Here is an 18,533-nt window from a genome sequence, read left to right as displayed (position 1 = left end):
GAAAATGTCACTATTTTTTTGCGTAAAAATAGACGTCAGTGAAAACTCACCAACGTCATAAATTATAGAACTATTATTTTAAGAGATGATTGTTTGAAATTTTTTATCTGTTAGTTCAAATACAAAGTCACATTGATGAGCTACTTCTAGCTCATGAGTGACAATAATCACTGTTTTATTTTGTTGACGAGCAATTGTTTGTAGTATTGTAATGATTTCTTTTGATGTCGCTTGATCGAGATTTCCAGTGGGTTCATCTGCCACGATAATCGGAGCATCGCAACACATTGCACGAACAATCGCAACACGTTGTTGTTGACCACCCGATAGTTTCGTGACGTTTTTTTTAGCTAAAACGTCATCGATACCAACGCTTTTTAGCATTGTAAGCGCATATTTTTTAGCATCACTTTGTTTTGCGCGTGTAATCGACATAGCCGTTGTGACATTTTGTAATGCTGTCATATAAGGAAGTAGGTTGTACGCCTGAAATACAATCGATACGCCGGTTTTACGGTAACGTGTAAGACCCAGTTTAGCAATATCTTGGTCATCCCACACTATCTGGCCTTCCTTTGGCTTATCCATCCCCGACAATAAGGATAAAAATGTTGTTTTACCAGACCCACTGCTACCGAGGATAGCGTATGTTTTACCACTATCAAATGAAAGATTCACATCTTTAAATAAATAATCATCTTGCTGTTTATACCAATAAGAAATATTTTTTGCTGTTAACATACACATTCTCCTCAACTAGTTAATATATTTTTAGGTTGTAAACGAATAATACCGACAGAAGCAATTAGAACAGACAGGAAACAAATACCTAAGCCTAATCCTCCCAACTCCAATAATTCTGTAAGTGATAAAGTGATATCGAGGGATTTAATTTCGTCAGGTTGTTTCGCTTTTTCAGCCATTTCACCACCTTGGCCAGGGCCGCCACCACCATTAGGTTCGCCACCTTCAAATTTAGAAGTATTAGACGTCGTCGTACTTTCTGTTTCTTGAGCAAGCAATTGTTCGCCCACAATATTGCCGACATAACTACCACTAAACCCTGCAATAACAAGCGAAAGGGACAGTACCAAAATCAACTCAGTAAAGAATTGAGCAATCATTTTAAAGCGATTTTCTCCAAGTGCCAACAACACACCAATTTCGTATTTACGTTCTCTAATCGTTAACATTACAATTAAAGCGAGAATAATCGTACCAGCAACACTAACTAGGAGTACAATATTTTCTGAGAAAGATGTAATATTGCTAATCGGTTTCAACATTTGTTGATAAAGTGAATCATTCGTTTGTAATTCAAATGTATCCGTATCAATTAACTTGTTCGCTTGTTTGACGAATGCTGTTAGTTGTTTAGGTTGAGCAAGCGTGTAAGTTGCGGAATCAGCTGTGTTTTTATAAGTAGAGCCCTTCATTGTATTGGCAAATGTATAGGATGTATAAATGGTATTCACAGGATCCATAAAGGCGAAATTCATGCCCATACCATCAGCAACCTCACTCGTTTCATAGATACCTTTGACGATCATTTTATAGGTCACTGATGTATCCGTTGCATTTGTAATCTTAAAGGTATCACCAACTTTTAAATCGTTTTGTTCAGCCAGTGTGCTTTCAATCATAACGTTATTGGTGTTTTTGTCAGCCTCTGTAATTGCTTTTCCACTAATAATTGTATTGCCATCGTCACTAAAAGCTTCTAAAGCAGCAGTTGATAATACGCCAGAAATAGCAAAATCACCCTGAGCTTGTTGTGGACCACCACTATCATTATGTCCGTCAGCTTCTTTTGTATCGGTAGTAGAACTAGAATCGGAGCTGCTTTCGATAGCAGTGAATTTGGACGTTGCACCTGCGGATGTTGAAGAAAGAATATTGTAAGAACTCACATTGTCTAACTGGGCGATTTTCTCAACATCCGTTAATTTTACGACACGTTCCGTCGCTGATTCGTTTTTTTCAGTTGTACTCTTGTCTTGATTTCCCCGTTGTTCTCTCATGTTTTCACGGTTAATCGAAAGCGTTGCGGTTGCACCAATGTTTTCTTTAGCATTTTCGGATGCTTGTAAGGCAGCACTTTTAATCGTTAAACCTGCTAAAATAAAAATTAAAATAGCAGAAAAAACAGCAATTAATAAAAAGGTGCGACCTCGTTTGACGATGATACTGTACCAAGCACGTTTAATAAAATTCATAATTATAATAACCTCCTTTTGTAAGTAAGTTCACTATAAACAATGAAGCTTAAACGAAACTTAAAAAGGCAGAAGTTGCTTTTGTAAAACTTATCAACAGTGTTGACAACGTCTGTGTATAACTCTCGTTGAAAATGTGGATAATATCAACTATACTTAAATAGTCAGGAGGTTTTAAAATGAGTGAAAATAATGAAAAGCTTTACTATGCATGCGATGAGCATGTTGATTATATCTTAGATGACTGTATTTATGAGGGAGAAACGTTTCCCGAAATGAACAAAATACCAGAAGATAGCCTGTGTATAACTTGTGCGTACTGTAAAAAGGATGCCGTTTATATAGTGGGGAACATACATTCGCACACATAATGTGGATAAAGTTGTGGATTGTGTGGATAACACCCTGTGCATAAGTCTGTGGAAAAGGATGGAAAACTGTGAATATAACAATCATATCTGTGGGTAAACTCAAAGAAAAGTATTTAAAACAAGGAATTGAAGAATATGCGAAGCGTTTAACGAAGTATTGTAAGTTTAATGTTGTCGAAGTTCCTGATGAAAAAGCACCGGAAAATCTCAGTGCAGCTGAAATGATACAAGTAAAAGAAAAAGAAGGCGAACGTATTTTAGCGAAGGTGAAAGATCAAGACTATATCTTTGCTTTAGCAATTAATGGGACGCAATATAGCTCGGAAGGTATGGCGCAACAAATTGATAAAATCGGTATCAGTGGTAAAAGTAGCATCGTGTTTATTATTGGCGGATCGCTTGGATTAAGTGATGAAGTCTTACATAAAAGTAATCAATTAATCTCTTTTGGGAAACTAACCTACCCCCACCAATTAATGAAATTGGTGCTAGTGGAACAAATTTACCGAAGTTACCGAATTATCCATGGACATACGTATCATAAATAGAGCGATTTCCAACTATTAGCAATATATAATTAGCTGGATTATCAGTTGATACTCTTGTTTTAGCATTAGCATTAGCATTAGTATTAAGTAATGGTTACTGCTATAATTAAGTATACAAAAAATTTATAAAGTAGACTTAATGTCCGATGGGGCATAATTAGTGGGGGAGAGGGTATGAGGTAGTGTTCATTCCCTCTTTTTTATATAGGGATAGTAATTGGTGATTAATTAATTAATCGCAAATAAAATAGACAATGAGCTACTTGGATTAGATAGAAATGCTATTTTTTTTTGTCTTTAGTAGTGTTGGACTGGAGTTTTAGAATGTTTGTTAGAAAGCCAAAAATAAAATACATGAGTACTCTCGATGGTACAAATGACAGTATAATACTAACTGTAAAGCATGGTCGTGGTGATTTGAGACAGGAACCTATGCAACAATATGAAACAGAATCACATGTAACTTTTAGTATAAAAGGGCAGAAGGTATATAGTGCCATTGATGAAAGTTACGGCTCACCAACGTATGAAAAGCTCATTCGTCGTCATTATCCAACTACTGAGCAGGTCATTTTAACGGACGCATTGGCAGAATATCGTAAAGCGATGATGCAAGAAAATACAACGTTTTCTGAATTGTTAGAAGTTAACGAAATGCTTTTTTGTTTATTAGAATCAGGTAATTATCGTGTTTCCCTTAAGAAAATTTTTCCAACTTATGGGGAAACACATGTTTTTAGTCAATTTTCTACTGAAAAAATTTTAAAAGCCTCTGTTGACCTCTATTACGAATGGTTAGATAATGATTCGGTTTATATGGATAGCTGTGTGCGGTTTATGCTGCCAACACAGGGAAAAGAATTAATAGCTGAAAAAACATTAGAGGACTACCGAAAAAAAACTTTTTTAGGAAGAGGAGTAGTGTTGGGCTACATTGGTTTTTTAGGCTGTTTATTAGATGGTCATCATAAAGCGACTGTCGCTTACGAACGTCAACAAGCACTTGAGTGCTTAGTAATTGAAAAATTAGAACAGAAAAAAGTAATAGAACCCATCACACCGGAAAAATTAGTAGAAGAAGTGTTTTTTAATGGGCGAACAGCACAATTACCAACAGTTGAAGATTATTGCTATATTAGATATTTAATGGAAGAGCGAACTATTACGACACATGAAAAAATGCTCTTACTGTGCGAGCGGGTTATTAAGGAACAAGTAGTATTACAGGAAGGACAATTGGACTGTCTTTTTTCATATTGTCAGGTATTTACAGAGAGAGAATTACCGCGGCTATATCAATTGACGAAAAAATATCAGTATAAAGATATTAGATATAGTTACTTCGAAAAACTATCTAGTGTTGGTAACTCGGAGCAAATCGATGAAATCATGCTAGATTATTTAATCTATGATGAATATGATAACTTAGCTGTTACAAAAATATGTGATGAATATTTTGAAAGAGTACTTTAGGGGAATGAAAAAAGTGATTTCGGAGGTAAATATAGCGAGTTCAATAATTTAATCATTGAGACAGTATTCGAAAAAGAGAGTGAATATAAATATTCATTCTCTTTTCATGCTTAAGACGGATCATAAATAATTTAGCTGCTATTTTATACAGCTTTACTAAATCGATAATAGCCACATTTTTTCACCTAAGCGGACTCGGATAGGGGGGATCTAGGTTGTAATCTTAGAATGAATAAATGTGAAATAATTACTTGAGGTAAGATTATATGAGCTTGTTTTTATTAGTAAGAAGAGAAGACTGAAAAGGATGTATTGCTATTTATAGCGATACATCTCTTTTTAATATAATGACAAAAAGCAATCATTTTGATGGAGAGTGGAAGCGATTTAACATTGTTTTTCAAGAATGAGCGACACCTTTCTATTTCTAAAAATTAAATAGCACTTACTATTACGGTTTGTTATCATTAAGAGAGTAGGCAGTGATTTCAACGTGAATATAAGTAATTAATGTGAACGTTATAATGAGGTAGAAAAACTAGAGAACGGTTTGAAGCTATTGTCTGCGTAGTTTATGAAATTGAGAATTAAAGGGTTATCAACGATTAAACTATTATATTTATATAGCTACGATACTATGCCGAATACATTTAAGTAATTGGGGTCAGTGTGAAATTAGAATTGAGAATAGTTAAATTGAAAAGAGGGTTTGGTAATGAAAAAATGTTCGAAGTGTAAGAAGAAAATTAGCGATGATACGATTATTTGTAATTTTTGTGGGGAACAGCAAGATATCAGCAGGTCAGGAAGAGCATTAAAGAAAAATAAGAAAAAAACTTTAATTATTAGTCTCTGTTTTGTAGGTTTACTCGTAATTTTAGCTGGAGGTTTTCTATATATGCAGCATCAAAATGAAGTTGCTAAAAAAGATGTCGCAGCGTTATTTGATTCCGATAACCTTTTGAAGGAAGATGTGACTTCCGATAAATTAGCAATGGTCAATAGAACAGTTAGTAAGGTGATTAATCCGCAGGTGAAAAAGAGCTTACAAGAGGATTTAATAACGGCAACTAGTATGTTAAATGTTAATGAAGGATTAAAAGCTATTTTGAATGATGAAAATATCATAAATGAAAAAGTAACCACTAAACAATTAAATGATATAAAAGACAGTTTGGACAAAGTAAAGTCGGTTTCCAAAAAGTTTTATGCGGATAATATAAAAAGTTATTCAAGTGCACAACAACAATATAATGAATATATTAAGTTAGTGAAAGAAATTGAGACACTTTATAAAAATACAAATATTAATGAAGATACATCGAGAGCTATCTACGAGAAATTAATGAGTAGGAACGAAAAAATTAAAAATGATAGCTTGAAAAAAAACTTAGCTACCAAATTAACTGGAATAGAAAAAGAACTTTTGAAAAGTGAAGAGGAAGCGAGAAAAAATATAACTAATTTATCAGAAGTTGAAATAGTTAATAGAGTTAAGGCTTACTATTTTAGCCAGACGGATATTACGGATGACTCTGTCAAAGTTAACTATAGTGTGGCGTATAGTGGCTCGCCTAGTAATGGTGATATCATGTATCTTAATCCACTAACCAATACGAGTAGTGTTGAAGGAAGTTATACACTAACGAATCGTGGCGATTTTAAATATACCGATGCGACGGGGAACGTTCTACCTGAATACAACGGTAATATATTCGATGATGTCTCTCAAGAAATGATCGATGCTATTCCTGAGTTTGTGCCACCCTCTGAAGAAACAATCGATGATACCCCTGAGTTTACACAATCTAGCTTTATGGGCGATTGGACAAGCGAAAATCTAATTATTAGTATCACTGAAAGCGAAGTTGTCATGGGAAAACAACAGTCCGGTAGTGCCGTATTTGGTCATATAGTGGAGCAATCATTTGATGGAAATACAAATACACTTTCGATATCAGCTTATGAAGAGGCTAATCGATTAAATGGTGCATCTAAAGACCGCGAATTTAACGTGCAATTTGTTATTAAACAGAATGAAGGCGAGACATATATTGAGTATCAAGGAAAAAAATTTCAACAATAATAGTAAGCACATAAGGAGTATTTTAAAATTAAAATACAATGTTGAATTAAGGCTGTCATGTATTTCATAAAATATTTGTTACCATAGACATTTGTCGAGAAATGTTAGAAGAGTTGAACTGAGTGATATTTTTAACTGAGCGTGCTCTAATTCATTATATACGGGGTCTATAAGCATAAAGATAATACTACAAAAATTAGCTAACAGCTATTCGATTTAATATCGTATAGAGTTGGCTAATTTTTATTTATATATATCCAATGAAAGTCAAAGCTATTGAAATTATTGTCTCTTTTCTAATAGAAAAAGGTCGTGTAATAGGTAATGGCTAACTGGAAATAGTCATGATTTAGTAATAGTTAGTTAATAATCACTTTACGTTAAATACACATTAGATACACGTATACCTTACATTGCTCAGTTAACATAAAGATATCAAAAGGAGGTAATTTTTTGAAAATTATTAAACGAGCGATACAGAGTGCAATACATTTGAAAAAAAGAACGCTAATATTAGGATTGCTCTTTCTATTAGTGATGACTTTTCTCATTACAGGTGCATCTTTGCAAGGAGCGATGAACAATATTTTAGAAAAAAACAAGGAGAATGTTAATCCGATTGTATCGATTGAAACAGATTTAGATTTGCTCATGCGAGAAATGACTTCGGGAGATATGGGTAAGAATAATCGTCAGCAGATCAATGATACTCTAGTTGAAAAGGTGAAAAAATCAAAATATGTCAAAGACTATTCTGTGTATGGTAATGCTCGTACACCTGAAAATTTAACAGTATCAGTGTTTGATAGCACCAATGCAAAAGTAGCTAAAAATAGCATCGATCTCTTAAAAGGTAAAATGCCACAAGATTCAAAAGAAAAAAGCCCTGTTGTGGTATCAGAATCGTATGCCAAAGAAAATGATATCAAGATTGGTGATACAATCAAACTGAATTTGAACTATGAAAAAAATGCTAAAGAAAAGAAAGAATACCCTGTAACTGTTTCAGGTATTTATAAGTTATCTTCTGAAAGTTCAGATATCGCTAAGCAACAGGAAAGTTCAACATTATTAGGAACTGCAAAACTAGTGACAGCTATTAATGAAAAGAGCTTTGAAGGCGAGAGTGCGGGAGTTATGTCACCTTATGACAAAATAAAAATTGAATTAAAAAATCCAATGGAGACTGAAAAATTTATAAAGGAGATTAAAAAGGGGGATGCTGATTTCACAGGTATTGTTTTTAATAGTAGCTATAAAGAATATAAATCAATTAGCTCAATGATTGATAATTTAACTGGAATGTTTTCAATGTTAAAAATAATTACAATTGTGGTCGCAGGAGTCATTATTAGTTTAATTATGTTGTTATCATTACGAGAAAGAAAATATGAAATTGGTCTGTTATTATCATTAGGTGAGAAAAAAGCTAATATTTTACTGCAAATGTTTTTGGAAGTAGTAATTGTTTTGATTGTTAGTACAGCAATAAGTCTGGCTGTTTCTAATTTCATGGTTACGCCTTATGCAACGAATATTGTGAACGAGAAAATGGAAACCACCATGATGGATGATAAGCCGGCAGAAGGAATGCCACGAGGACCTTTGTTTGAAGAAGATGATAGTGTGAAATTAGATGCAAAAACTGAAATAGATGCCCAAGAAGGAACGGGTAATGCTGTAGAAACAAGTATTATTTTCCTTATTATTTTAGGAATCACAGGTTTATCTACAGTAATTCCAACAACTAGGATTATCCGTAAAAGCCCCAAAAATATACTATCAAGCACAGAATAGGAGAATAATATGCTAGAAATTAAAAATTTATCGTATCGTTATAAAGAACAAGAAATATTGAAAAATGTGAGTTATATATTCGAAACTGGTAAAATATATGCGATAGTGGGAGAATCTGGTGTGGGTAAATCAACATTTTTATCGTTAATTTCTGGATTAGAATTTTTACAGCAAGGTGAGATTTACTATAAAGACAAGAAAATCACAAATTATCCCGAATACCGACGAAGTATCAGTTATATTTTTCAAGCATTCAATCTTATATCGTATTTATCAGCAGTTGATAATATCAAAATCGCGTTAGAGATTCATCGTAAAAAAGTGAGTCTGCCTGCTATTAACTATACGCTAAAAGAGCTGGGGATACAGGAAAAGAATACATTGAAAAAATGTACGGAATTATCTGGCGGACAACAACAAAGAGTAGCCATAGCGAGAGCAATTGCGTTGGGTGCGAATTTAGTAATTGCGGATGAACCAACTGGAAATCTAGATAAACGTAATGCAAAACAAGTGATGTCACTATTTAAAAAATTAAGTAATGAGGGAAAATGTATAATTGTTGTGACACATGACCGCACCCTAGCTGCAGAAGCCGACGTTGTTTTAACTCTTGAGGATGGTGCGTTGGTTGCAGCAACTTAAACTGTTTGCTATATTTTAACAGAGGTGAGAGTAATGGAGCATTCCGTTTTATTGATTGAAGATAATGAAAGCATCCGCAATAGTATGATTTACAGTTTAGAAAAAGAAGGTTACGGTGTATATGCATTTTCGCATGCAGAAACAGCATTAGAATGTTTGCAAAATAAAACGTTTAGCCTAATACTATTAGATTTAATGTTGCCGAAAATGAGCGGTGAAACATTTTTGAAAAGGTTTAATAACAAGAAAAACATTCCTATTATTGTAATCAGTGCTTTGAATGACGAATTTACACAAATTAATATTTATAATGAAAAAATTGATGAATTTATTGTTAAACCTTTTTCGATGAATATTTTATTGCTGAAGATTGAGGCAGTTTTACGCAGAAGCAGTGTACAAACAACTGTTAAATCGATGGTTGAATACAAAAATATTTGTTTGGAAATTGGAAACTATACAATTTATCGCGATGGGAAAAAAGTTGAATTAACAGCAAAAGAGTTTGAAGTGATAGAGGCAATGTTACTAAACCAAGGGAAAGTGTTTTCAAGAGAAGAATTTTTAACAGCGTTATGGGGATATGATTACTTTGTCGACTCACGTACGATTGATGTGCACATCAAAAATTTACGAATCAAATTAGGCAAAGAATTGATTCAAACAGTTAAAGGGGTCGGCTATCGTGTTGCCAAATAAACGTGTTTTGTGGAAAACGAGTACTGTTATTATTTTCTCAACAATTATTATGGCGGCTATTCTATTCATAACGATAGTAAGTGTTATATCTAGTAATTTAGGTAAGCAGATTGAACGTGTTCAACAAGAAACATTTAATCAAGCAACGGAAGCGGTAAAAGATAGTATTGTTAGCGATCCCACTTTGGAGGGGCTAGATCCATTTATTAGAAAAGGTTATAAGATATCTGTTTTCAATACCACTAGTAAAATGTTTATTTATCCCAAAGCTCTTTCTTCATGGGCATTGGATACCAAAAGTGTTAACATTTCACTTTTGGAAGATTCAGACGGTTACTTAACAACGTTTACTGTTGGCAACAAGCAGGTATCTGTAGGTTATCCAGTTCAACTGCAGGCACCAGAAATAAAAATGATTGTCTTAAAATCAATCCCTATACTTTTGGTAATGACACTTATCATCGTAGCAATAATAGCAGGGCTATACATTTTTCTATACCGTAATGAGAAGAATAAACTTAATAAATTATTCCACTTAACAGAAAAAAGAGTTGCGAGTGAGACTATTAGTGAAACCGATTTTGGCATACGGGTGAAAGATTATGCCATTATTGAGAAACAAGTGAAAGCTTTATATGACTCGCTAGAAACATCTAACAATAAAATGCAGCAAGAAATGTTACTGGTAAAAGAACTTGAACGAGCAAATGTTTCGCTGTTACAGGGAATTACACACGAAATGAAAACACCATTAATGTCGACTAAATTATTGATTGGCCAACTGCAGACACAAATCCCAAATAACGAGACTATTCCAAGTGTTCTCCAACAAATGACAAATTTGGAAAGATTGATACATGAAGTGCTATTTGTGACACAAAAAAAATATGCAGGAAAAGAAGATAAGACTATTTTTTTGAGTACAGTGTTACAACAAACACTTGAAAAGTATGATGTTTTATTAGATGACAAAGATATTCATGTTGATTTAATCATAGAGGCTGAATTTCAGATTAAGTTTGATATTAAATTGATTGAAAAAATATTATCTAATTTATTAAGCAATGCCATTCATTACACAAATGAGCATACGATTATTAGGATAGTGATTACCGCGGATAGCTTTACCATGAACAATCCCATAACAAACGTAAATATTATCAATATGGAAAATATCGGGAAGCCATTTGTTTCCTTTGGTCCCAGTGGAGGGACAGGTCTTGGTTTGTATTTAATTAAGATGATGTTGTTAAACTACCCTTATGAGTTAAAAACACATATTAATGACAGTAATATGTTTGTAGCTAAAATTAACAAATTAGAATAGCTTGTTGTAAAGTATTTTTTAGGTGGGTGGTCATTGTGAAAAAATTACTACTACTTTCAATAATATTATGTTTACTGTTCTTCATTGCGTTTTTATTCATTCACTATTGTGTACTCTTGAAGTATGATTACTTTATTTAAAAGAACAAGTAGGGTTGTGAGAAGGCCCTAAAGAATTTTACTTTTGCAAAATAACATTTAATTTGAAATAGAAACTACTCATGAGCTACACATTTATATCATAGGTGATGATTGTTTGAATAGAGCTAACAGAATGGAGCCAATAAAAGGTAGGTAGTGCCGCATGTGGTTATTATAGAAAAAAGGAGTGGACATTAATGTTCGCTCTTTTTTTATTTTTATTTAGAGGCATATATTCTGCCGTTTAGGAATCATCTGAATGTAGAGTGTTAGAATAGTTTGTTTTAAAACATTGGAATGGCAACAGTAAATTGAACAAAAATTATAAGGGCTGTAATTTAAATTCGGTAGGCGTTAAATAACCCAATGTTCCATGAATACGGATGTTATTAAACCAATGAACGTAATCATTTAATTCAAGTTCCAGCTGATTAAGATTGGAAAAGTGAGCTTGGTTTGCGAATTCTGTTTTAAACACTTTGAATGTTGCTTCCGCTACAGCGTTATCGTAAGGACAACCCTTCATACTTAGTGAACGTTGAATATTAAATGTTTCAAGCGCTTCATCAATCAACCGATTATCAAATTCTTTCCCTCGATCCGTGTGAAACAGCTGTATGTCATTTAAATTTGCAGAAATGCTTGCTAATGCTTCATAGACAAGACTTGCAGTCTTGTTTTCTCCTACACTATGTCCAATAATTTCACGATTGAAAAGGTCTACAAATAAACATACATAATGCCACTTTCCACCGACACGAACGTATGTTAAATCACTTACAACGACAGCTAATTCTTTTTCTTGAATGAACGCACGTTTTAACTCGTTTCTTATAAGTGCCTCATTCGAACGTGATTTTTGCGGTTTAAATTGAGCCACAGTGTAGTTTGAAACTAAACCTAACGAATGCATTATGCGGCTAATTCGGCGTCTTGATACATGTTTAGGTTCAGCTAACTTTAATAATTCTCTTTTGATTTTACGCGTACCATAATTATTACGGCTTTCTTTGAAAATCCGTTCAATTTCTTTTGAAAGTGCGATGTCCTCTGTTTTTCGCTGCGAAGTGGCATCTAAATTTATATGATAATAATAGGTGCTCCTTTTAATCTCGAGGACGGCACACATTGCTGATACCGAATAAAGGTGAGCGTTATTACGAATCACATTTATTTTCGTCCCATGATCAGCGCCGCTTGCTTTAAAATATCATTCTCCATTAGTAACCGCTGATTTTCTTTACGTAATTTATTTAGTTCTATTTCATCTTCTGTTCGATTATCTTTAGCTGCGAACGAGCCAGTAGCTTGATGATTTTTAATCCATTTATCTAATCCCGAAGGGGTTAAATCATATTCACGAGCAATATCAGCACGTGACTTTCCATTTTCATAAAGCTTCACCATTTGCAGTTTAAATTCAGGCGTAAATGTTCGACGTTGACGTGGCATAGTAGCACACTCCTTTTTATTAGTAGTCTTAGTTTACAAGCCCTCATTTATTCTGTCTAACTTAGTGTAGCCTATCCACATATTCATAATTGTCGCTAGTTTTAAAATATATAGGTTTCAGATAGTTCCACATGAAACTATAAAAATAGCTGACTTACATATAGCTGTTCTGCAGTTATATGGGCGGATGTATTTGATATCAAAAAGAGTAATACTGTTTAAAAAAAGTCAATATTTCGGAAAAGGATGTTAACTTTAAATTAAATTAGATGGGAACTAGGGTATAAGAAGTAGTAAATGTTTTTGTCAGAAAAGTTTTCATGTCATTCTTTTAAGCTTAATAGATAGTGGATAAATAAGAAGAAGCGATTCCTATTGCTAGAAATCGCTTCTTCTTATTAAAATAGTATCTCAACAAAAACAATCATAACAGAATTAAATATGTATCAAAAAGGTAGTAACTTCAGGAATAACGCCAAATCTTGCGTGTATGGAAGTGGTACCCAAACCAGTATTAACATAAAGCTTCATATCATCTTCTAAGTCATACAGACCTTTTACATATTTTTCAGCTAGCGTATTGGTTACTTGATAAAATGGAATCCATATTTGTCCACCATGACTATGACCTGCCAATACTAACTGAGTGTTTGTGCCTTTAAAATCATCAGCAACATCAGGTTCATGAGTGAGTATAATAGAATAGTCATATTTTTTTTCACGAAAAGAAAGGGTATCATCGACCGAGGGATTTCCTAAGAGTGAGTCATCTAAGCCCCCAATATAAACCTCTTTATCATTTTTTAATTTGAGTGTAGTACCGTTGTTTTTTAATACGGTATAGCCTGAAGCTGTCATGACGCTGTCATATATACGTGAAGCACCCCCGCCGTAATCATGATTTCCCCAAACTGCATATTTTCCTATCTTAGCGTGCATTTTTTTTAATTGATCAATAATTTTATTTTCATTGGAATAGACTGAATAATTATCAAATAAATCGCCAGTAAAAACAATAATATCAGGATTTTCCTTATTTACTTTTTTTACGATTTTATCCAATCGGTCTTCTGTGTAACTCTCGGACAACTGGATATCAGACAGTTGCACTACTTTTAGTGTTTCTTTTTTATTTTCATCTCCTAATTCAATATAATTCATTTTAACTAAGAAAGGTTCGATGAAAAATGAATAGGCAGTGATACACAGTACAACACTTATTATTAAAAGACTGATTTTTGTTTTCATTTTCCCACCTCATCACTAAATATTATCTATAGATATCTCTACATTGTACAATGGGAACCAGTTAAATAAAACCGATAACATAAATAACAGTTTATAAAAACTAATTATTAAGGTGAGCGATTGGTTCTATAGAACTGAATTTTATTTACTAGTGAAGTGCATACTTCAGCTTTGTATAAGAGTAGAGCCTCTATATAATATAGCGGCTCTACTTTTATATTTTTTAGAAAAGCGTTACTTACGATTATTTTCTTGAGTTATAGGGATATAGGTGTGCTTTTTTCTTTTTATGAAAAAAAACAAACCAAAAACTACTAATAGTATTGTTACAATTATTTTTTTCATTCTAATAATTCCTCCTTAAATTTTATAAGATAACAATCAACTTTCACAAACAAAGTCCAAGAGGGAAACTTTAGAGAGAATCTCTCATTTTCAATAAATTGAAAATTTCTTTTTCTTGACGTTTGTTTAACATAACAACAGTATTATTTGTTTCTTTCTCAAACATGTCCCTAGTGTTTTTAACTATAATTGTCATTTGTGAGTTTAATACAATAAAAAAGGATTTATTCTCAAATTTGAGCGTTAATAATTCACCGTCTGCATTGTTTTTGAATTCATTAAATGCGTGGGCTAAATTGACAGGATTTATATCAAAATCACTTTGCTTAATTTTAAAAATAAAACTATAATGCATCGTTTCATCACATAATAATTTAGAATAACAGTTGGTCATAGTGATGCCTAGTATAAATGTTTTAATTTGGCTCTTTTCAATAATTTGAAGGGGCTCAGGTAAAGGTAATTTGAGCTTTCTCACATAGGATAGTACAGCAGAATATTGCTTGTCTTCAAAGTATAATTTTTTTGACGATCGTCCTATTGCTTGGAACATATATATATCATCTCCTAAAAGTGTGTGCTTTTTAATTTCAATCAGACTAGAATTAACATCAGGTACTAATATCACGTACTATAGCACGAAATTCAAAGGAGTTGTTGTTATTTGGACATAGTAATTATTTATGACGAGCATAAATAATTACTATGTCCAATCTGTGTCAAAAGTGATTGACAATGCATTTATAGGAGAATAAACTTAGGAAGCATTATTGGTGACGTATCGGAATAGTAAGCAGTTTATATGTGGATGTGGAGTGGGAGTGTCGATTATCTTATCGTTTCAAGGTTAGGAAAATCATTTTTGTAAGACACTCGTTCTCTGAATGATACATCATGCTACGTTCATTAATTAACTTAGGAGGTATTATGATGGATACAAGTTTAGTATTACAATTTATAGGTGAGATTTTAGGTACATTTATTTTGATTTTATTTGGTGGAGGTGTTGTTGCTGGTGTTGTGTTAGATAAGACAAAAGCAAATAATGCAGGTTGGGTCGTCATTACAATTGCTTGGGGTCTGGCTGTAGCGATGGGAGCTTATGTTTCAGGGTATCTCAGTTTGGCACATTTGAATCCTGCCTTAACATTAGGATTAGCTTTTGCAGGCGAATTTCCGTGGACAAGTGTACCTGCTTATGTTGGAGGGCAGTTTATCGGCGCATTTATAGGGGCAACTGTTGTGTGGTTACATTACTACCCACATTGGAAAGCAACAAAAGATCAAGGAGCTAAATTAAGTGTATTTGCAACAGGACCAGCAATTCGCCATTACACATCAAACTTATTTGGTGAAGTAGTAGGTACATTTGTTTTAGTTTTCGGAATTATGTCAATAGGGGCAAATGAAATTAGTGCTGGATTGAATCCATTAATTGTAGGTACTTTAATAGTTGTTATTGGTATGGCACTGGGTGGCACAACAGGTTATGCAATTAACCCAGCGCGTGATTTAGGTCCTCGTATCATGCATGCTGTGTTACCTATTTCCAGAAAAGGCTCATCGGATTGGGGATACTCGTGGATACCGGTTGTAGGACCTGTATTAGGAGCAACAATCGCTGCTACAGCTTATAATTTGATTATTCATCATCAGTTAAGCATATGGCTATTTATCAGTATCGCTGTCTTAATCATTGTAGAGATTATCACGATATCTAGCACTAAAAAAGAACAAAACGTGCAAAAAAAAAATAAGGTCCAAAAATATAACTATACTAAGGAGAAATCATAATTATGCAAAAAAAATATATTTTAGCGATTGATCAAGGAACAACAAGTACTCGTGCAATGATATTAAATAAAGCTGGGAAAGTATTAGGAACCGATCAACATGAATTTAAACAACATTTTCCTCAATCAGGTTGGGTAGAGCATGATGCTAATGAAATTTGGAGAACTGTTTTAGCGACAATGTCAGGTGTTTTGGTAAAAACAGGTGTTAATGCACAAGAAATTGCTGGGATTGGAATTACAAATCAACGTGAAACAACAGTTGTTTGGGATCGTGAAACAAGTAAACCCATTCATCATGCTATTGTTTGGCAATCGCGTCAAACAGTTGATATTTGTACGGATTTAAAAGAAAAAGGTTATGAAAAAATGGTAACGGATAAAACAGGTTTGTTACTCGATCCTTATTTTGCAGGAACAAAAGTGCGTTGGATTTTAGACCATGTGGATGGCGCTCAAGAACGCGCTGAAAAAGGTGAATTAGCTTTTGGAACGATTGATACATGGTTAATATGGAAACTGAGTGGTGGAAAAGTGCATGTAACAGATTATTCGAATGCCAGTCGTACCTTGTTATATAACATTCACGATTTAAAATGGGATACTGAATTATTAGACATGCTTAATGTACCAGCAGCAATGCTGCCAGAAGTACATGATTCATCTTGTGTATATGGTCACACAGTAGGCTATCATTTCTTTGGGATAGAAACACCAATTGCAGGTGTTGCTGGTGATCAGCAAGCCGCATTATTTGGTCAAGGTTGTTTTGAAAAAGGAATGGGTAAAAACACATATGGTACAGGTGGATTCTTACTTATGAATACAGGCGATAAAGCAATTAAGTCTAAAAATGGTTTGTTGACAACGTTAGCTTGGGGTATTAATGGCAAGGTCAGCTATGCACTTGAAGGTAGTATTTTTGTTGCTGGCTCAGCTTTACAATGGTTACGCGATGGTATGCGCATGGTGAAAAAAGCATCGGAAACAGAAGAATATGCAATGCGTGTGGATTCAACTCAAGGTGTTTATGTCGTACCGGCATTTGTAGGATTGGGTGCACCATACTGGGATGCAGAAGCGCGTGGTGCAGTCTTTGGTTTAACGCGTGGAACTACGAAAGAGCATTTTGTTCGAGCAACACTAGAATCATTAGCTTACCAAACACGGGATGTTATCGACAGTATGGAAAAAGATTCTGGAATTAAATTGGAAACGCTTCGTGTTGATGGAGGTGCGAGTGCGAATAACTTCTTAATGCAATTCCAAAGTGACTTGTTACAAGTGCCAGTAGAACGCCCTGAAAACAAAGAAACAACTGTGTTAGGTGCTGCATTTTTAGCAGGTTTAGCCGTTGGTTTTTGGAAAGATAAGGAAGAAATTCAACAACATTGGCAGTTAGAAAAGCAATTTGAGCCAATCGAAGGTACTGAAAAAGAAGAATTGCTTTATGAAGGATGGCAAAAAGCAGTAAAAGCAACACAAGTATTTAAATAATAAGTATCAGTTATGTGAGTCACAGATTTATTTAAAATATATTTCTGCCGATGTTAGTACACGAGGCAACTTAGGGAAAATTGATAATACTGACCCTAACACGCCATTACCTAATGGAGACAATCGTTGGATTAATGTAACATTACCGACTGAAGTCATATTTGAGTCTGAAGATGAAGCAACCATCACTTCACCAAAAAACTACCAAATTATTAACAAGTCTGGTCGTCCTGTAAAAGTTGATGTTGATACGTATGAAATCAGTGGAGGGAAAGGTGTTCCAGCGTTAACTCAGTTAAACCTTAAACGTACAACAGAATATGAAGGAAATGAAATTGTGCCTTTAGTTGCTACAAAAGCAGAGGTGCAAAAGTACACAATTAATCAAGAACTTGTAAGATTAGCGAATAATGAAGGTGAATTTGCAGATAAAACAGATGCAGATAGGGCTACTAATTTTGAATTTACAGGGACAATGGATAAAGATGATAAGTATAAACCAAACAATTAAACTGGTGCTAGTAACACTCTTATCACTCCATCTAACTTCGATGCCTTTTATAGTAAATGCAACAAGCGAAAATTCAGTCATTAAAGTCACTGGAAATCTAGATAAGGCCATTGAGTCGATCGTTGAAAATTCAGATGAAAAAGATGTGGTTACGCCTAATTTAGAAAAGAAGCAAACGATTATTAAAACAGGCGATTTACCAACAACAGGTGCAGAAACGCTCGTTTGGTTATCGGTTTTAGGGTCTATTCTTATTAGTATAGCTGTTTTGTTGTGGTTCTACGTCAAAAGAAGCAAAAAACGCAGTGGACAACTATAACATTTAATAGCTATACTGCTTTCAACATAGTAAAATAAATTGTTCATTTTAACAGCCATTTATGTG

General features: G+C 33.8%; 17 protein-coding genes. 12 read left to right on the top strand and 5 right to left on the bottom strand.

What is annotated here, in order from left to right:
* Nucleotides 1–78 precede the first annotated feature (78 nt).
* A complete protein-coding gene (locus tag V6S17_RS12005; protein ID WP_422388459.1) occupies nucleotides 79–747 on the bottom strand; it encodes an ABC transporter ATP-binding protein in 669 nt (222 codons plus the stop codon).
* A gap of 5 nt (nucleotides 748–752) precedes the next feature.
* Nucleotides 753–2,216: an ABC transporter permease gene (locus V6S17_RS12000; protein ID WP_029091487.1), complete on the bottom strand. Its 1,464-nt coding sequence runs from the start codon at nucleotides 2,214–2,216 to the stop codon at nucleotides 753–755.
* Between the two features lie 179 nt (nucleotides 2,217–2,395).
* Between V6S17_RS12000 and V6S17_RS11995 the strand changes: the two genes are divergently transcribed.
* The 8 genes from V6S17_RS11995 to V6S17_RS11960 all read left to right on the top strand — a co-directional run bounded on the left by V6S17_RS11995 (nucleotide 2,396) and on the right by V6S17_RS11960 (nucleotide 11,162).
* Complete coding sequence (locus V6S17_RS11995) at nucleotides 2,396–2,587, top strand: CxxH/CxxC protein (RefSeq protein ID WP_029091488.1); 192 nt, start codon at nucleotides 2,396–2,398, stop codon at nucleotides 2,585–2,587.
* Between the two features lie 68 nt (nucleotides 2,588–2,655).
* Nucleotides 2,656–3,135, top strand: coding sequence for a 23S rRNA (pseudouridine(1915)-N(3))-methyltransferase RlmH (rlmH, locus tag V6S17_RS11990; RefSeq protein ID WP_029091489.1), 480 nt, complete (start codon nucleotides 2,656–2,658; stop codon nucleotides 3,133–3,135).
* A 324-nt stretch (nucleotides 3,136–3,459) separates the two neighbouring features.
* On the top strand, nucleotides 3,460–4,608 hold the full coding sequence (locus V6S17_RS11985; protein WP_029091490.1) for a hypothetical protein: 1,149 nt from the start codon (nucleotides 3,460–3,462) through the stop codon (nucleotides 4,606–4,608).
* 715 nt (nucleotides 4,609–5,323) lie between these two features.
* Complete coding sequence (locus V6S17_RS11980; RefSeq protein WP_029091491.1) at nucleotides 5,324–6,694, top strand: hypothetical protein; 1,371 nt, start codon at nucleotides 5,324–5,326, stop codon at nucleotides 6,692–6,694.
* Nucleotides 6,695–7,147: 453 nt separating this feature from the next.
* Nucleotides 7,148–8,491: an ABC transporter permease gene (locus tag V6S17_RS11975; protein WP_029091492.1), complete on the top strand. Its 1,344-nt coding sequence runs from the start codon at nucleotides 7,148–7,150 to the stop codon at nucleotides 8,489–8,491.
* 9 nt (nucleotides 8,492–8,500) lie between these two features.
* On the top strand, nucleotides 8,501–9,136 hold the full coding sequence (locus V6S17_RS11970; RefSeq protein ID WP_029091493.1) for an ABC transporter ATP-binding protein: 636 nt from the start codon (nucleotides 8,501–8,503) through the stop codon (nucleotides 9,134–9,136).
* A gap of 33 nt (nucleotides 9,137–9,169) precedes the next feature.
* Nucleotides 9,170–9,835, top strand: a complete 666-nt coding sequence (locus V6S17_RS11965; RefSeq protein WP_029091494.1) for a response regulator transcription factor — start codon at nucleotides 9,170–9,172, stop codon at nucleotides 9,833–9,835.
* Nucleotides 9,822–11,162 (top strand): sensor histidine kinase, encoded by a 1,341-nt coding sequence (locus V6S17_RS11960; RefSeq protein WP_029091495.1) that lies wholly within the window; start codon nucleotides 9,822–9,824, stop codon nucleotides 11,160–11,162. Before V6S17_RS11965 ends, V6S17_RS11960 begins: the two co-directional genes overlap by 14 nt.
* Before the next feature lie 462 nt (nucleotides 11,163–11,624).
* On the opposite strand, the gene V6S17_RS11955 is transcribed toward V6S17_RS11960, so the two are convergent.
* The 3 genes from V6S17_RS11955 to V6S17_RS11945 all read right to left on the bottom strand — a co-directional run bounded on the left by V6S17_RS11955 (nucleotide 11,625) and on the right by V6S17_RS11945 (nucleotide 14,900).
* Nucleotides 11,625–12,754, bottom strand: a protein-coding gene (locus V6S17_RS11955) for an IS3 family transposase (protein WP_141690152.1) whose coding sequence is annotated in 2 segments (ribosomal slippage) — nucleotides 11,625–12,508 and nucleotides 12,508–12,754 — 1,131 coding nt in all. Because the reading frame shifts where the segments join, the coding sequence is not laid out codon by codon here.
* A gap of 435 nt (nucleotides 12,755–13,189) precedes the next feature.
* Nucleotides 13,190–14,002, bottom strand: a complete 813-nt coding sequence (locus V6S17_RS11950; protein WP_029091032.1) for a metallophosphoesterase — start codon at nucleotides 14,000–14,002, stop codon at nucleotides 13,190–13,192.
* 415 nt (nucleotides 14,003–14,417) lie between these two features.
* Nucleotides 14,418–14,900 (bottom strand): hypothetical protein, encoded by a 483-nt coding sequence (locus V6S17_RS11945; protein ID WP_029091033.1) that lies wholly within the window; start codon nucleotides 14,898–14,900, stop codon nucleotides 14,418–14,420.
* 374 nt (nucleotides 14,901–15,274) lie between these two features.
* Between V6S17_RS11945 and V6S17_RS11940 the strand changes: the two genes are divergently transcribed.
* The 4 genes from V6S17_RS11940 to V6S17_RS11925 all read left to right on the top strand — a co-directional run bounded on the left by V6S17_RS11940 (nucleotide 15,275) and on the right by V6S17_RS11925 (nucleotide 18,467).
* A complete protein-coding gene (locus V6S17_RS11940) occupies nucleotides 15,275–16,141 on the top strand; it encodes an MIP/aquaporin family protein (RefSeq protein WP_036027009.1) in 867 nt (288 codons plus the stop codon).
* 2 nt (nucleotides 16,142–16,143) lie between these two features.
* Nucleotides 16,144–17,637: a glycerol kinase GlpK gene (gene glpK, locus V6S17_RS11935; RefSeq protein WP_029091034.1), complete on the top strand. Its 1,494-nt coding sequence runs from the start codon at nucleotides 16,144–16,146 to the stop codon at nucleotides 17,635–17,637.
* 337 nt (nucleotides 17,638–17,974) lie between these two features.
* Nucleotides 17,975–18,148: a hypothetical protein gene (locus V6S17_RS11930; RefSeq protein WP_157679137.1), complete on the top strand. Its 174-nt coding sequence runs from the start codon at nucleotides 17,975–17,977 to the stop codon at nucleotides 18,146–18,148.
* Entirely contained in the window at nucleotides 18,123–18,467 is a 345-nt protein-coding gene (locus V6S17_RS11925) for an LPXTG cell wall anchor domain-containing protein (protein WP_029091035.1), read from the top strand. Before V6S17_RS11930 ends, V6S17_RS11925 begins: the two co-directional genes overlap by 26 nt.
* Nucleotides 18,468–18,533: the final 66 nt, after the last annotated feature.

Source organism: Brochothrix thermosphacta DSM 20171 = FSL F6-1036, from assembly GCF_036884295.1.
In the GTDB taxonomy this organism is placed as follows: domain Bacteria; phylum Bacillota; class Bacilli; order Lactobacillales; family Listeriaceae; genus Brochothrix; species Brochothrix thermosphacta.
Note: the sequence above shows the minus strand (reverse complement) of the source record. Positions and strands in the feature narration are given on the sequence as shown.

Excerpts from the sequence above, each read along its gene's own strand:
- V6S17_RS11965 (WP_029091494.1), top strand. The coding sequence starts at position 9,170 with ATGGAGCATTCCGTTTTATTGATTGAAGATAATGAAAGCATCCGCAAT.
- V6S17_RS11995 (WP_029091488.1), top strand. The coding sequence starts at position 2,396 with ATGAGTGAAAATAATGAAAAGCTTTACTATGCATGCGATGAGCATGTT.
- V6S17_RS12000 (WP_029091487.1), bottom strand. The coding sequence starts at position 2,216 with ATGAATTTTATTAAACGTGCTTGGTACAGTATCATCGTCAAACGAGGT.
- V6S17_RS12005 (WP_422388459.1), bottom strand. The coding sequence starts at position 747 with ATGTGTATGTTAACAGCAAAAAATATTTCTTATTGGTATAAACAGCAA.
- V6S17_RS11985 (WP_029091490.1), top strand. The coding sequence starts at position 3,460 with ATGTTTGTTAGAAAGCCAAAAATAAAATACATGAGTACTCTCGATGGT.
- V6S17_RS11940 (WP_036027009.1), top strand. The coding sequence starts at position 15,275 with ATGATGGATACAAGTTTAGTATTACAATTTATAGGTGAGATTTTAGGT.
- V6S17_RS11950 (WP_029091032.1), bottom strand. The coding sequence starts at position 14,002 with ATGAAAACAAAAATCAGTCTTTTAATAATAAGTGTTGTACTGTGTATC.
- V6S17_RS11970 (WP_029091493.1), top strand. The coding sequence starts at position 8,501 with ATGCTAGAAATTAAAAATTTATCGTATCGTTATAAAGAACAAGAAATA.
- glpK (WP_029091034.1), top strand. The coding sequence starts at position 16,144 with ATGCAAAAAAAATATATTTTAGCGATTGATCAAGGAACAACAAGTACT.
- V6S17_RS11945 (WP_029091033.1), bottom strand. The coding sequence starts at position 14,900 with ATGTTCCAAGCAATAGGACGATCGTCAAAAAAATTATACTTTGAAGAC.
- V6S17_RS11925 (WP_029091035.1), top strand. The coding sequence starts at position 18,123 with ATGATAAGTATAAACCAAACAATTAAACTGGTGCTAGTAACACTCTTA.
- V6S17_RS11980 (WP_029091491.1), top strand. The coding sequence starts at position 5,324 with ATGAAAAAATGTTCGAAGTGTAAGAAGAAAATTAGCGATGATACGATT.